The sequence below is a fragment of the Microcoleus sp. A003_D6 genome, from assembly GCF_036702825.1.
GTDB lineage: Bacteria > Cyanobacteriota > Cyanobacteriia > Cyanobacteriales > Microcoleaceae > Microcoleus.
Genome location: NZ_JAUBWA010000092.1, coordinates 1 through 13012, shown reverse-complemented (window position 1 = coordinate 13012; position 13012 = coordinate 1). Strand labels below are relative to the sequence as shown.

Here is a 13012-nt window from a genome sequence, read left to right as displayed (position 1 = left end):
ATGACTCCACCAATGTTACTCGATACAATAGCAATAGTTGATGATGAAAAAGACTTAGCTGAATCAACTAGATGGGATGTAGAAGCTGCTGGTTTTAAACCTATAATACTAGATGGCTCTTTCGGTGAAGTCAATCTACTTGCATCGTATATTGCGAAAAATGCTCAAGGTGCCTTGTGCGACAATCGCTTGGCTAATTATGGGCGGACTAATTTTTCTGGATCGACATTAGTGGCAGCATTGTACGATCTAAAAATTCCATCTATTCTCATCACTCAGTACACTGCAATAGATGCTAATGTCTCTATTAGAAAGTCGCGACGCAAAATTCCCGTGCTTTTGAGTCGGGATGAAGCCAATGCTGCGACTATAAAACAAGGAATTGAAAACTGTGTTTTAGAACTTAGGGGTCAAGTCCCTAGTAACAGAAAACCTCATAGAACCCTAGTAAGAATCACCAATACTGATAAAGAATCTGGGGAAGATGTTCTAGATGCAATAGTTCCTGGTTGGAATCCCCATGAGGCTGTTCGTTTTCCGGCTGTGCTTATTCCCGAAGAAATTCGACAGCACGCACTAAAACGAGGTGTCCGTTTATTTGCTCATGTTAATATAGGAGCTGATAAATCTGAGGATCTTTATTTTGAGAAATTCCAGTTAGCACCTGAGCTAGATGATAATGATGAGCTTACCTGAACTTATAATCTTAGATGTTGGTCATGGAAATTGTGCTATTCTCCGAGATACAAATGGCGTAATAATTATTGACTGTGCCCATGGCGTTACCTTGATAGAAACACTGGAAAATCTATGTATTCAAGAAATTTCACACATTTTAATTTCCCATGCTGATGCTGACCACATTGCAGGGATAATTAACCTACTTTCAAATGAAACAATAAAAATTAATAATGTACATTTAAACCCTGATTTACTGAGGAAAACTGAAATTTGGAAGGACTTAATTACTGCTTTAACAGATGCACAACAACGTTTTGGTACAGTACTTTCAAGTGAACTGACAACAACAAAAACAGGTCAGTTGAATGTGGGTCAAGTTATGGTAGAAATTCTTGCCCCAACTCCTCAATTAGCTCTGGTTGGTGGGGTAGGTAGAACTGTGGACGAGCGTCGGTTGAATCCAAACTCGACATCGGCTGTTATTGGTCTCGTTCACAATACTCATAGAGTGGCTATATTAGGTGCTGATATTGACCAAGTTGGATTAGACGAACTTCTAAAGGAAAGAAGTGAATTGAAAGCTGACATCTTGGTTTTTCCACATCATGGAGGTAGACCGGGCGGTGCAGATGGCAAAGCATTTGCTCAGCAGTTGTGCGATTTAGTCAAACCAAATCTAGTAGTATTCTCGATGGGTCGGGGGCGATTTGACAACCCCCGCGAGGAGATAGTAGAAGGTGTAGTTTCTTCTGTGCCAATGGCTCATATTTTATGTACTCAACTATCAAACAAATGTGCAGGTAGTGTTCCTGATTTAGATCCTAGACACTTAAACACTCTGCCTGCTAGGGGGCGCACAAGCAACAGTTGTTGTGGAGGAACCGTGTCAATCAAGATTGCAGGCAACCAAACGAATTATGCTGCCGATATTGCTGCACACAAAGAATTTATCGACTATCGAGTTTATAATCCAGTATGTCGGCGTTTTTCAGTTAGAACCGAGTCATAAGAGCCGATCGTTATTTTCTCTCCTCCTCTCTAGTTTATAAAGGGGTACTGCGGGAAATACTCAGGCTTAGTTTAGCCAAAAGATATAAAGTTTACACTGAGAAAGTGCGTGCAATAATTGATACCTGGTCGCCAGCCGCTCGCACCCGCAGGACAGAACACAGGATGGCAACTAAAATTAGGCTTTTGAGTACAACTTGAGATGACACGCCGTCGAACTCGGGAAGTAAATCAAGCCGAGAGTGCTGAGTGTCTCAAGAGCATCAAACTGCTGTTAAGATAAATCTAAAATCCTGTTTCGGGTAGATTTCCTGGAATAAATCAAGAGTTACTGTGGGTGCAGGTGGATGCTCTTTCAACAAATTAACGCCTGTCGAACTCAACACTGAGTGCAAAGGAATCAATTCCCAGAATCAAGCAATCCTGAAAGTTGACCTATGAACCTCAAACAATTGAACCTCAAACATTTTTCCAAACGCGGTTTGCACAGCGCAAAAAAAGGAAACTACAAAGCGGCGATCGAAGACTTCGATCGGATACTGCAAGTCAATCCCGCCGATGCCCAAGCCTATAACAATCGCGGCTTGGTTTACTATTACATGAAAGACTACCAAAAAGCGATCGCCGACCTCAGTCAAGCATTAGATATCAATCCTAATTTGTTCGAGGCATACTTGAATCGAGGCAATGCTTGGCGACATCTCGGAGAACACGAAAAAGCCATTGACGATCTCAACCGCGCTTTAGCAAGCAAGCCTGACAGCCACGCTATCTACAACAACCGGGGACTCGTACTTGCTAATTTAGGAAATTACGAAGAAGCAATTGAAGACTACAATCGAGCTATATCTATCAATTCCCACAATTATAAAACCTATTACAACCGGGGTCGCGCTTACTACCTTTTGGGAGAAAAAGAGGCAGCAACGGAGAACTTTAACGAAACGCTGCGGTTGAATCCTAGATATATCAAAGCTTACATAAATCGCGGTCTTTCTTACCACCAATTAGGAGACAATACGCAGGCGATCGCCGATTACAACACTGCACTCGGCATCGATCCAAACAATGTTTATGCGTACTATAACAGAGGTTGCGTTCGCTATAAATTAAAACAAATGCAGCTTGCAATTGAAGACTTTGACAAAGCAGTGGAACTCGATCCGAACTATGTTAAAGCTTACCTCAACCGGGGTTTAGCGCTTTATAAACTCGGAGATGTTCCAGCGGCAAATAAGGATTTTTACCACGTAATGTGCATTAATGCTGAATCTTATTTATACTACCAAGCCCAGCGGTGCACGCCTGATATTAATTCCTACTTCAAGGAAGCGCCGCAGGTGGAACTTAATAATGCGGCAGAATACTACAACACCACATTAAACAATACAATTTCAACTTCCTTAAGTTCGGCAGCATTAAACTCAATCTGGAGTCAAGAAGATTTGGAGAACAGAGACTCGATTATCTGTGAAGGTGAGTTTCTCAATGAGTGAATTAGTCAGCAGTCAGCAGTCAGTAGTCAGTAGTCAGTAGTCATTAGTCAGTAGTCAGTAGTCAGTAGTCAGTAGTCATTAGTCAGTAGTCAGTAGTCATTAGTTATTAAGTAAGTAAGTAATGGCAAAAAATAGGAGCTCAGAAACCGGGTTTCTTCCTAGATTTCTCGTTACTAAGCAGAAAATCTCGTAGAAACCCGGTTTCTCGCCCCCTACGTTAAAGTCCTGACTGCAAAAAACAGTCAGGACTTTAATTTTTGATCTCTGAGTTAAAGACTTGTATTCCTGACTAAAAAGTCTTAAATACTGGCCATCACTTCGCGAGCAGCGGCCAAAGTTCGATCGACATCTTCCTCAGTATGAGCCAAAGAAGTAAATCCCGCCTCAAACTGCGAAGGAGCCAGATAAATACCGTGCTCCAACATTCCCCGGTGAAAGCGGCTGAACTTCGTCAAATCCGACTTCTTCGCATCATCGTAATTGTGAACCGGGCCGGCCGCAAAAAACAAGCCAAACATCCCGCTAATTTGCCCGCCACAAACAGCGTGTCCGGCTTCCTTAGCAATTTTTAGCAATCCGTCGGACAGTTTTTTGGTAATCTTATCCAACTGTTCGTAAGTGCCGGGTTTTTGCAGCAATTCCAAAGTCTTAATCCCAGCAGTCATCGCCAAAGGATTTCCCGAAAGCGTACCCGCTTGATACATCGGCCCAGCAGGAGCCACCATCCCCATAATATCGCGCCGTCCGCCGTAAGCTCCCACCGGCAAACCGCCGCCGATAACTTTACCCAAAGTTGTTAAATCCGGGGTGACACCGAATCTTTGCTGAGCTCCGCCGTAGGCGATACGGAAACCGGTCATTACTTCATCAAACACCAACAAAGCACCGTTATCTTTAGTAATTTCCCGCAAACCTTCGAGAAAACCTGCATCCGGGGTAATAAAACCGGCATTCCCCACCACTGGTTCGAGAATTACGCCTGCTATCTCGCCGGGATTTTCGGCAAATAAAGCTTTGACTGCTTCTAAGTCATTGTAGGGAGCGTTGAGGGTATTGGCAGTAGTGGATTTCGGGACGCCCGGGGAGTCGGGAAGACCTAGAGTTGCGACGCCGGAACCTGCTTTCACCAGGAACATATCGGCGTGTCCGTGATAGCAGCCTTCAAATTTAATCAGTTTGTCGCGCCCGGTGAAAGCTCGCATCAGCCGCAAAACGGCCATACAGGCTTCGGTGCCAGAATTGACAAATCGCACCATTTCAATGCTGGGAACGGCATCGATGACCATTTCGGCGAGCACGTTTTCCAACAGCGAAGGTGCTCCGAAACTCGTACCTTTTTCTAAAGATTCGTGCAGGGCTTTGATGACTTCCGGGTGGGCGTGGCCGCAGATGGCCGGGCCCCAAGTGCCTACGTAGTCAATGTATTGGTTTTCGTCAACATCCCAAATGTAGGCTCCTTTTACCCTGTCAAAGACGATGGGCTGTCCGCCTACAGATTTGAAGGCGCGGACGGGGGAACTGACGCCACCGGGCATCAACTTCTGGGCGGCGGCAAAAATTTCTTCTGATTTGGTGGTTTTCAAGGTTGTGGAAACCAATGTTTTCTCCTTAGTGAATGTCTGTTGTTGGTAGAATAATTTTATAGCCAGTTCAGCATAAAGGTTAGGTCTATTCAAAGAAACTATTCTAGTAGATTTTATGGTACAAACCAATGAGTAGCAATACTAGCTTGGGTTTTTTAGGCTTTGTCGCACTAGCACTCCTAGCCCTAAAGTGTAATTTTTTGTAAAATAGTTCTTGACAATTTGTCCATCACTTCCTCAATCTCCTCTCTTCTCTTCCTCTGCGTCCTCTGCGTTCTCTGCGGTTAATAAAAAAAAATCCGGCAGGAAAGCGTTAATGTATATTACATAGTTGAAATAAAATTATGTCTGCTAGTGATGTGTCTAGTTTGAGCCGATCGATCCCAATTGAAAAGATCCGTTACGACGATCGCGGTTTAGTGCCGGCGATCGTCCAAGATTACTTAGACGGTACTGTGTTGATGATGGCATGGATGAGCCGGGAGTCGCTGCAAAAAACCCTGGAAACCGGCCAAACTTGGTTTTGGAGTCGTTCTCGTTCCGAATTGTGGCCCAAAGGCGCGACTTCGGGACACGTTCAAAATGTCAAAGGGCTGCGTTACGACTGCGACAGCGATGCGTTGTTGGTGACAGTGGAACAAGTCGGAGATATTGCTTGTCACACGGGCGAAAGAAGCTGTTTTCACCAAGTTGACGGAGAAATTGTACCGCCGCCCGGGGATATGTTATCTCAATTATTTGAGGTAATTTGCGATCGGCGCGACAACCCGAACGAAACTTCTTATACTTGCAAATTGTTGGCGGGCGGCGACAACAAGATTCTCAAGAAAATTGGCGAAGAATCGGCGGAAGTTGTGATGGCTTGCAAAGATGACGACAAAGAGGCGATCGCTGGAGAGGTTGCGGACTTATTTTATCACGCTTTGGTTGCTTTGGCTCACCATCAAGTTGATTTGAGGGCGGTTTACCGCAAATTGGGCGATCGGCGAAAATAAATTAGTTATTGGTTATTGGGCATGGGGCATGGGGCATGGGGCATTGGGCATTGGGCATTGGTAGCATTAACAAAAGACTAATGACTGCTGACTAATGACTGCTGACTAATGACTAATGACTAATGACTAATAACTAATGACTGCTATTTTTTAACATTCGATCGAGCTTTTGCAAAATAACCACAGCCGCAATCACACTAACAGCCAAACCCAACCAAAAATTATCCGCCGCCCATTTACCCCGATCCAAAGCCAAACCGCCCAGCGGCGGCCCGATTAAATACCCGATCGCCCAACACTGAGAATTAACCGCCAAATACACGCCGCGCAAAGACTCCGGCGCTAAATCCACCACCAAAGCCGAAGCAAAAGGCGTATAAGCAACAGTCGCAACCGACAAAAAGCTCAAGCCTAAAACAGCTAAAAATAGATTGCCAGTTGCAGCCATTCCCGTCAAGCCGATCGCGATAAATCCCATTCCCCACAGCAGCGCAGAAATCATCAAAGCTTTAGGATGGGAAAATGGCCTCAAAGCTTTAACAACCGGCAGTTGCAAAGCCACAGTTAAAAACGTGCTAAAAGCAAACAAAACGGTAATTGTACCTGTTGAAAAACCCGTTCCCGATGTCCCCACCTGCACAAACTTGCTAAAGTACAGCGGCATCGTGGTTTGGATTTGGGAAATGTATAGAGTGAAAAGAGTATTTACTAAAGCATAGACTAGAAGACTTCGATCGCTCAGCGCCACCATCCAGCCATTTTTCAGATTTTGTTTGTCTCTATCCGCTGAATTAGCTGGTTTGTAGGTTTCGGCGATCGCGATCGCAACTACCGCAAACAGCACTAAAAACGAGATACCATCAATAATAAAGAGCGATCGATAATTACCCGTTACCTCAATCAATAAACCCCCCAAAATAATCCCAACTTGCAAACCTAAATTATCAGCTAGTCGCGTCAAAGCAAAAGCTTCCTGTCGCTGTTCGCCCTCGGTTAAATCCGCCACCATCGTCTCGGTTGGAGGCCAATACAAACCCACACCCAAACCCATCAGTAAATTGCCCGCAACTAAACCAGCAAAATCATTAGTCGCCGCCAGTACAAAAGAAGCCACAGCAGAAATAATTGCCGCCAGCAATAAAGTTCGCCGCCTTCCCCAAAATTTGGAATCGCAAAAAGAACCGCCCAAAACGCGCCCCAATATTCCCGAAATTGAACCGCTACCCAAACCGATGCCAACAGCAGTTGCAGATAAACCGACGCGATCGACAAAAAAGATCGGCGCGTAAAATAAAGTAAAACCGGTGCCGCTTTGGGAGAGTAATCTGCCGGCGGCAAGAATCCAGACTTGAGGCGGGAGATGGGGCAACCAAGATGATAATTGAAGTTTAGGCATATACACTTAAATTAGGAGTTAGTCGTGGACGCAGAAACCCGGTTTTTTTTTATGAACATACGTTATAGCTTTTAATCGCGGTCAAAAACCGATGTCTTTGGTCGCAGTGCGTAAGTCCTGTGAGTAATTATTAATTTATTCCCTACTTTTTCCGAATTAGTATTAGTTAACGGAGGTGATAAAAAACATAAGTTAGCTTAACAATTCTTCAGGGTCTGTTACACAAAATTTACCGTTAATTTAAAAATACTTAACACGATTTGAGGAAAAAGTTAGTTAAGCTCTAGAAAAGGCAGAAAAAAATTTAGAGGGTCTAATTATATGACAGCTATTACTACATCGAGAGTGGAATCAATCAGACCCCGCTGGCAAGCAATTGTCATGGTAGCCTTAATTTTCTGGCTCAGCGGTAGCGTGATTATCGATCTAGTAATTATGCCCAGCTTCTTTGTATCGGGCATGATGACATCTCCCGAGTTTGCAACAGCCGGAAATTTGATGTTCTGGGGATTCAACCGCGTTGAGTTAATTTGTTCGGGCTTGGTGGCAACGGGTTTGATGGTTTTGAGCAATTTACTCGGTGACTTCGGGAAGCGCAGCCGCACAGCAATCTTATTATCATTGGTACTTCTGGCGATCGCCGTGATTGACACCTACGCTCTGACACCTCAAATGAGCGCCTTGGGAATGCAGCTAAATCTGTTCGCTGACGCAGCAGAAGTGCCCGCCGGGATGAATCTACTGCACCAAGGCTATTTTGGCTTGGAAGCGTTGAAGTTGGCTGTGGGCGCTACGCTGCTCGGCTGGTGCTACCAAAACCAAGTTTAATCAACCATAAAAATTAGGACGGGCAAGATGCCCATCCCACAAAATTTTTTTTCTTGTGGAATGGGCCGGAGAGCCCGTTCCAGAATTTGATTAAAAGGATTTTTGCAAGAGGTCTAATGAATTGCGGTAGGGAAACGACACTGCCGTTTCCTCTTATTCGGATTCTTCTGACACATCAGATAATTCAGATTTTGGCCACAGCAGGCGCAAGCCCATCACCGCAAATCCGATCGCTGCGATCGCCTTTACCAGTCGCTCCGGCAATACCTCTGCCGTGCCTTGGCCAACTAAAACGCCGATAAAAGTCGCCAGCAGCAGCGCCGATGCCGTGCCGAAAAATACAGCCCGCGGCGAGTTGCAACTGCTGCCCAGGGCGATCGCAGCTAATTGACTTTTGTCTCCTAATTCTGACAAAAACACTGTAATAAAAGCTATTCCCAAAAGTTGCCAGTCCATATTTTTTTCAGTTATCAGTTCAGTATCTGTAGGGTGCGCACTGCGCACCTTACCCATATAAAGTGCTTAATTTCATCAGTATTGCTAACAATTAACCCAGCACTTCCCACAGCAGAACCGCCGAAATCGCCAGCAAAATCCCTCCTGCTGCTCTCTCCAAAGTTCTCGCAGCAATCCGACTAGCCAGCCACCTTCCCAGCAAAACTCCCAGCAAACTGGTTGCTATCAAAGCCGAACCCGCACCGGCAAACACAATCCAAGGATTCCGAGATTCAGCCGTCATCAGCAAAATCGCGAGCTGAGTTTTGTCTCCAATTTCAGCCAAAAAAATAGTTGCAAAAGTCGAGGCAAAAATTGCCCAGTGCTTCGACTTCAGTTTCTTTTCTTCCTGACAAATATCGGGATTTGCACTCACTGAAAGTTCAGCCGGCTTTGGGGTTAAAGCAGCACAAATCTCTGAAGCCTCTTTTATTTGTATTTGTACCTGTTGTGGCAAATCGTAATTAGGGTTTACTGAGTCAGAAGCAGACAAGCTTGGCGGTACAGAATCAAGTTTCACGGGCAATGAGTGCTAAACGCTATTTATTTTTGACTTGTACTTTTGATTCTAACTTTCTCTGTGCCTGCTTTTACCAAACCAGGGTCATCTTTTTCGCCGGAGATTTCAGCAAATGATTCCTGAAACAACTCATCTCACCCCAAAAGGGATACAAGCCCCACAGTTATCTGCCGAGTCAATCTAAAATCTAAAATCTAAAATCTAAAATTGACTGACTGACTCGCTTCATGTACCGTAAGTTCGATCGCCCGCATCACCCAAACCAGGTACAATAAAACCCTGTTCGTTGAGTGTTTCGTCGATCGTTGCCGTGTAAATATTCAAACTCGGGTACTCTGCACTCAGCCTCTGCAAAGCTGGCTTGGCAGCTACCACAGAGATAATCCGAATCAAGTTTGGGTCAATTCCCCGTGCAGTCAATTCCTGCATTGTCGCCACAATCGTGCCGCCAGTCGCCAGCATCGGCTCGCTAATTATCACCCGCGTTTGGGGGTTAAACTGCGCCGGCATTTTGTTCAAATAACAAGTCGGTTCCAGCGTCTCCTCATTTCTTGCCATGCCGAGGTGGTAAACCGACGCCAGCGGCACAACCGTCTGAATTCCTTCCAGCAGTGCCAAACCCGCCCGCAAAATCGGTATCACAACTAGCGGAGCTTCCGGGTTGATAAAAGTCGCCGGACATTCTGCCAAAGGCGTCTGCACTGTGGTTTCCACTGTCGGCAGCCAATCTCTAATTGCCTCGTAAGCCAGCCACCTTCCCAATTCTGTCATCGCAGAACGAAAAAGTACCGAGGGGGTGGCGGCGTCGCGGGCAACAGCCAGCCAGTGTTTAATTAACGGATGCGGGGGAACGTAAACGCGCAGTTGCAGGGACATTATAAAATTGGGAAGATTGCTAGGTTTGAGGGATTTTATGCGGTGCGGTCGATCGTCTTTTGCAAGCTTCGCCAACGGGCGATCGATCGCTCTGTGCAACTTATCACATCATTGAGGGCGCATACAAGCCAGAGAGTGAGAATCGACCGAAGAGCACCATTTTCAAGATTGCCGCTGCGGTTCAAACCCCCGCCCGACTGCCGGACTATTGCCACAAGCACAGCCGTCGGTTAGAACTGACATCTTGCACCATTATTAATAAGCCTTTCACGGGCGGGCAGGATGCCCAACCCCTACTCCCCACAAGAAAACTCACTCTTTGTGGAACAGGCATCTTGCCTGTTCTTGAGAATGCTGCTCTTCGGTGAGTTAGAACCCCTTCGCCGATCGACCTCCGAGAGCTTATTGAAATATTTTTCCAATAGTATTGACATTAATTAGCAATAACCCTATAGTAGTTTTTAGTGTTCTCCTCTCAAAGGATCGGCAGACGGGGGCAGTCGGCAATGGTAGACTGTTCCCGCATTTTTTTGGCGAAACAGGGGCATGGGGCATCGGAGAGGGGGAGAGGGGGAGAGGGGGAGAGAGAGAGGGGGAGAATTGGGAAAATATTCCTTCTTCCTTCCATCCGTTACATCGCGTACATTGCTCGTTGCCGAACTTCTTGCTTGGGGAGCGATCGACTGTAATATTATAGAAATATTAAGATTTTTAACCTAATGTCAGCTCCTACCCAATCCCAGTTATTTTCTCCCAACTCCCGCCCGACAGAGCAAAAGTTTGATGTAATTGTCATCGGTTCCGGCATTGGCGGACTCGTGACAGCCACCCAGCTAGCCGCTAAGAAAGCCAAAGTTTTGGTACTCGAAAGCTACACGATTCCTGGGGGTAGCGCTGGATATTTCGATCGAGAAGGCTACAGATTTGATGTCGGGGCCTCCATGATTTTTGGCTTCGGACAGCGCGGCACCACCAACCTCCTCACCCGCGCCCTGAAAGCCGTCAACGTCACCCTAGAAACTATTCCCGACCCCGTACAGCTTCACTATCACTTACCCGACGGCTTGGATCTAGAAGTTCCCCAGCCTTATGAGAAATACTTGCAAGAATTAGCTGATAGGTTCCCTCACGAACGCGAAGGAATCCACAAATTTTACGGCGAATGCTGGAACGTCTTCAACTGCCTCAACGGGATGGAATTGCTATCCCTAGAAGAACCCGGATATCTGGTTCGAGTCTTTTTTCAAAATCCTTTAGCCTGTTTGGGATTAGTAAAATATCTGCCTCAAAATACGGGCGACATTGCGCGGCGCTACATAAAAGACCCTACGCTGCTGAAATTTATCGACATGGAATGCTACTACTGGTCTGTAGTACCCGCAGACTTGACGCCGATGATTAACGCCGGAATGGTATTTTCCGACAGACATTACGGCGGCATAAATTATCCCAAAGGCGGAGTCGGTCAAATTGCCCAGAAATTAGTAGAAGGATTAGAAAAATGCGGCGGGAAAATTCAATACAAAGCTAAGGCGAAAAAAATTATCACAGAAAACGGCCGCGCTGTCGGAGTCGAATTAGCAACCGGCGAAGTTTACCGGGCTCATAGGATAGTTTCTAACGCCACGCGGTGGGATACTTTCGAGAAATTGCTGCCCGCAGAAGAAATGCCCGCTAGCGAGAAAAAATGGCAGCAGCGCTATCAAAAAGCCCCCAGTTTCTTGAGTTTGCATTTGGGAGTCGAAGCAAACGTCATCCCTGCCGGTACAGCCTGCCACCACATTTTGTTAGAAGATTGGGACAAAATGGAAGCGGCGGAGGGAACTGTTTTGGTGTCAGTTCCGACAGTGCTAGACCCGGATTTAGCTCCCTCCGGATATCACATCGTTCACGCTTTTACGTCGAGTTGGATGGAAGAGTGGGAAGGACTTTCGCAGCAGGAATACGAGGATAAAAAGGAAGAGGCGGGAGGTAGAATTATTGAAAGATTAGAAAAGATTTTTCCCGGTTTAGATGCCGGTTTGGATTATATGGAAGTGGGGACAGCGCGTTCTCACCGCCGTTTTTTGGGGCGCGAAGACGGAACTTACGGGCCGATTCCGCGACAGAAGTTAATGGGTTTGCTGGGTATGCCGTTTAATCGAACTTCTATGCCTGGTTTGTATTGTGTGGGCGACAGTACGTTTCCCGGACAGGGTTTAAATGCGGTGGCGTTTTCGGGGTTTGCTTGCGCGCACAGAATTGCGGTGGATTTGGGTTTTTAGGAGGAGTGTGGCAACACAGGTTGCCCCATTTCTAACTCAGGACTTATGGATTGGGAGGTAATTCTGTTATATATCTAACAGTTTTTCTAGGATGGAGTAAATGTCTTTTTTGTCACCATCTTTACGTCTACCGAGTCCTACAACAACAACCATAACTCGATCTTGCTCAACTTTGTAAACAATGCGATAGCGCTGTCCAACGGCTCGGATACTGCGAAATCCCGATAAGTTATCAACAAGCGCTTTGCCTTGCTTCTCTGGTTCAATTTTGAGTTTATCGATGCGATCGCGCAGTTTCTCCTGTTCTCGTCTATCTTTGACTTCCGCCAACATTTCTAGTGCCAACGGCGTAAGTTGGATGTCGTATTCGATTAAATTTGCTTCGCCTTTCATAGTCCCAGTTTGGCTTTAGCATTTTCCCAGGAAACGGTTTTGCCTTCGCCGGCTTGGGTGATGCTTTGGCGAAGTTTGGTAACGAATTCAATATCGGTGAGAATATCCAAGGTTTCGAGGAGTTCAGTCAAATGGTTGTAGCTGATTACTACCATAACGGGAACACCATCTTGAGCGATCGCGATCGGCCCATCAGTGAGTTCTTGAAGTAGGTTGGGAAGCTGCTGCTGTGCTTGGGCAATCGTAAGTCGTTTAGACATGGCTGTATTCTACAACTTTATTAAGATTTTGACACTCTCAGCGAAGACAGCGACTGAGATTCTTAAGATTTTCCAACCTTAATATCCTGATTACTCAGGTTCCCAAACTCACCGCGTTTGCTCGCGTGAGCGCGGTGATGTCTTTTGGGCGTTTAGGTACATAGTACCAGGTTTCGCGGAGTCCCCGCGTACCATTAAAAAAGCTCTATCTCTGATA

At 45.9% G+C, this 13012-nt stretch carries 14 protein-coding genes; 7 read left to right on the top strand and 7 right to left on the bottom strand.

Going from position 1 to position 13012, the window contains the following annotated elements:
- The 3 genes from QUB70_RS22755 to QUB70_RS22745 all read left to right on the top strand — a co-directional run bounded on the left by QUB70_RS22755 (position 1) and on the right by QUB70_RS22745 (position 3185).
- Positions 1 to 696 carry a hypothetical protein gene (locus QUB70_RS22755; RefSeq protein WP_332983601.1) on the top strand — a complete coding sequence of 232 codons (696 nt, stop codon included), beginning with the start codon at positions 1 to 3 and terminating at the stop codon, positions 694 to 696.
- The gene (locus tag QUB70_RS22750; protein ID WP_332983600.1) at positions 680 to 1690 is read left to right on the top strand and encodes a ComEC/Rec2 family competence protein; all 1011 of its coding nucleotides are present in this window, start codon (positions 680 to 682) and stop codon (positions 1688 to 1690) included. Before QUB70_RS22755 ends, QUB70_RS22750 begins: the two co-directional genes overlap by 17 nt.
- A 436-nt stretch (positions 1691 to 2126) precedes the next feature.
- Positions 2127 to 3185, top strand: coding sequence for a tetratricopeptide repeat protein (locus QUB70_RS22745; RefSeq protein ID WP_332983599.1), 1059 nt, complete (start codon positions 2127 to 2129; stop codon positions 3183 to 3185).
- Between the two features lie 299 nt (positions 3186 to 3484).
- Here QUB70_RS22745 and hemL read toward each other — a convergent pair whose 3' ends face one another.
- On the bottom strand, positions 3485 to 4783 hold the full coding sequence (hemL, locus tag QUB70_RS22740) for a glutamate-1-semialdehyde 2,1-aminomutase (RefSeq protein WP_332983613.1): 1299 nt from the start codon (positions 4781 to 4783) through the stop codon (positions 3485 to 3487).
- Between the two features lie 329 nt (positions 4784 to 5112).
- Between hemL and hisIE the strand changes: the two genes are divergently transcribed.
- Complete coding sequence (gene hisIE, locus QUB70_RS22735) at positions 5113 to 5763, top strand: bifunctional phosphoribosyl-AMP cyclohydrolase/phosphoribosyl-ATP diphosphatase HisIE (protein WP_332983598.1); 651 nt, start codon at positions 5113 to 5115, stop codon at positions 5761 to 5763.
- A 133-nt stretch (positions 5764 to 5896) separates the two neighbouring features.
- On the opposite strand, the gene QUB70_RS22730 is transcribed toward hisIE, so the two are convergent.
- On the bottom strand, positions 5897 to 7159 hold the full coding sequence (locus tag QUB70_RS22730; RefSeq protein WP_332983597.1) for an MFS transporter: 1263 nt from the start codon (positions 7157 to 7159) through the stop codon (positions 5897 to 5899).
- A 321-nt stretch (positions 7160 to 7480) separates the two neighbouring features.
- On the opposite strand from QUB70_RS22730, the gene QUB70_RS22725 reads away from it, so the two are divergent.
- Positions 7481 to 7987 (top strand): hypothetical protein, encoded by a 507-nt coding sequence (locus tag QUB70_RS22725; RefSeq protein ID WP_332983596.1) that lies wholly within the window; start codon positions 7481 to 7483, stop codon positions 7985 to 7987.
- Positions 7988 to 8140: 153 nt separating this feature from the next.
- Here the strand turns inward: QUB70_RS22725 and QUB70_RS22720 are convergent, their stop codons facing one another.
- The 3 genes from QUB70_RS22720 to upp form a co-directional block, all read right to left on the bottom strand.
- Positions 8141 to 8443, bottom strand: a complete 303-nt coding sequence (locus QUB70_RS22720; protein ID WP_332983595.1) for a TMEM165/GDT1 family protein — start codon at positions 8441 to 8443, stop codon at positions 8141 to 8143.
- A gap of 91 nt (positions 8444 to 8534) precedes the next feature.
- Positions 8535 to 9002: a TMEM165/GDT1 family protein gene (locus QUB70_RS22715; RefSeq protein WP_332983594.1), complete on the bottom strand. Its 468-nt coding sequence runs from the start codon at positions 9000 to 9002 to the stop codon at positions 8535 to 8537.
- A gap of 225 nt (positions 9003 to 9227) precedes the next feature.
- Positions 9228 to 9878: a uracil phosphoribosyltransferase gene (upp, locus tag QUB70_RS22710; RefSeq protein WP_332983593.1), complete on the bottom strand. Its 651-nt coding sequence runs from the start codon at positions 9876 to 9878 to the stop codon at positions 9228 to 9230.
- A gap of 59 nt (positions 9879 to 9937) precedes the next feature.
- Between upp and QUB70_RS22705 the strand changes: the two genes are divergently transcribed.
- Both QUB70_RS22705 and crtH read left to right on the top strand, forming a co-directional pair.
- Positions 9938 to 10246 carry a hypothetical protein gene (locus QUB70_RS22705; protein ID WP_332983592.1) on the top strand — a complete coding sequence of 103 codons (309 nt, stop codon included), beginning with the start codon at positions 9938 to 9940 and terminating at the stop codon, positions 10244 to 10246.
- A 351-nt stretch (positions 10247 to 10597) separates the two neighbouring features.
- Positions 10598 to 12142 (top strand): carotenoid isomerase, encoded by a 1545-nt coding sequence (gene crtH, locus QUB70_RS22700; RefSeq protein WP_332983591.1) that lies wholly within the window; start codon positions 10598 to 10600, stop codon positions 12140 to 12142.
- 66 nt (positions 12143 to 12208) lie between these two features.
- Here the strand turns inward: crtH and QUB70_RS22695 are convergent, their stop codons facing one another.
- Together QUB70_RS22695 and QUB70_RS22690 are read right to left on the bottom strand one after the other, a co-directional pair.
- Entirely contained in the window at positions 12209 to 12535 is a 327-nt protein-coding gene (locus QUB70_RS22695) for a type II toxin-antitoxin system RelE family toxin (RefSeq protein ID WP_332983590.1), read from the bottom strand.
- A complete protein-coding gene (locus tag QUB70_RS22690; protein ID WP_332983589.1) occupies positions 12532 to 12795 on the bottom strand; it encodes a type II toxin-antitoxin system Phd/YefM family antitoxin in 264 nt (87 codons plus the stop codon). The genes QUB70_RS22695 and QUB70_RS22690 overlap by 4 nt, the downstream gene beginning before the upstream one ends.
- Between the last annotated feature and the right edge of the window lie 217 nt (positions 12796 to 13012).

Excerpts from the sequence above, each read along its gene's own strand:
- hisIE (WP_332983598.1), top strand. The coding sequence starts at position 5,113 with ATGTCTGCTAGTGATGTGTCTAGTTTGAGCCGATCGATCCCAATTGAA.
- QUB70_RS22690 (WP_332983589.1), bottom strand. The coding sequence starts at position 12,795 with ATGTCTAAACGACTTACGATTGCCCAAGCACAGCAGCAGCTTCCCAAC.
- crtH (WP_332983591.1), top strand. The coding sequence starts at position 10,598 with ATGTCAGCTCCTACCCAATCCCAGTTATTTTCTCCCAACTCCCGCCCG.
- QUB70_RS22720 (WP_332983595.1), bottom strand. The coding sequence starts at position 8,443 with ATGGACTGGCAACTTTTGGGAATAGCTTTTATTACAGTGTTTTTGTCA.
- QUB70_RS22695 (WP_332983590.1), bottom strand. The coding sequence starts at position 12,535 with ATGAAAGGCGAAGCAAATTTAATCGAATACGACATCCAACTTACGCCG.
- upp (WP_332983593.1), bottom strand. The coding sequence starts at position 9,878 with ATGTCCCTGCAACTGCGCGTTTACGTTCCCCCGCATCCGTTAATTAAA.
- QUB70_RS22730 (WP_332983597.1), bottom strand. The coding sequence starts at position 7,159 with ATGCCTAAACTTCAATTATCATCTTGGTTGCCCCATCTCCCGCCTCAA.
- QUB70_RS22750 (WP_332983600.1), top strand. The coding sequence starts at position 680 with ATGATGAGCTTACCTGAACTTATAATCTTAGATGTTGGTCATGGAAAT.
- QUB70_RS22755 (WP_332983601.1), top strand. The coding sequence starts at position 1 with ATGACTCCACCAATGTTACTCGATACAATAGCAATAGTTGATGATGAA.
- QUB70_RS22725 (WP_332983596.1), top strand. The coding sequence starts at position 7,481 with ATGACAGCTATTACTACATCGAGAGTGGAATCAATCAGACCCCGCTGG.
- QUB70_RS22745 (WP_332983599.1), top strand. The coding sequence starts at position 2,127 with ATGAACCTCAAACAATTGAACCTCAAACATTTTTCCAAACGCGGTTTG.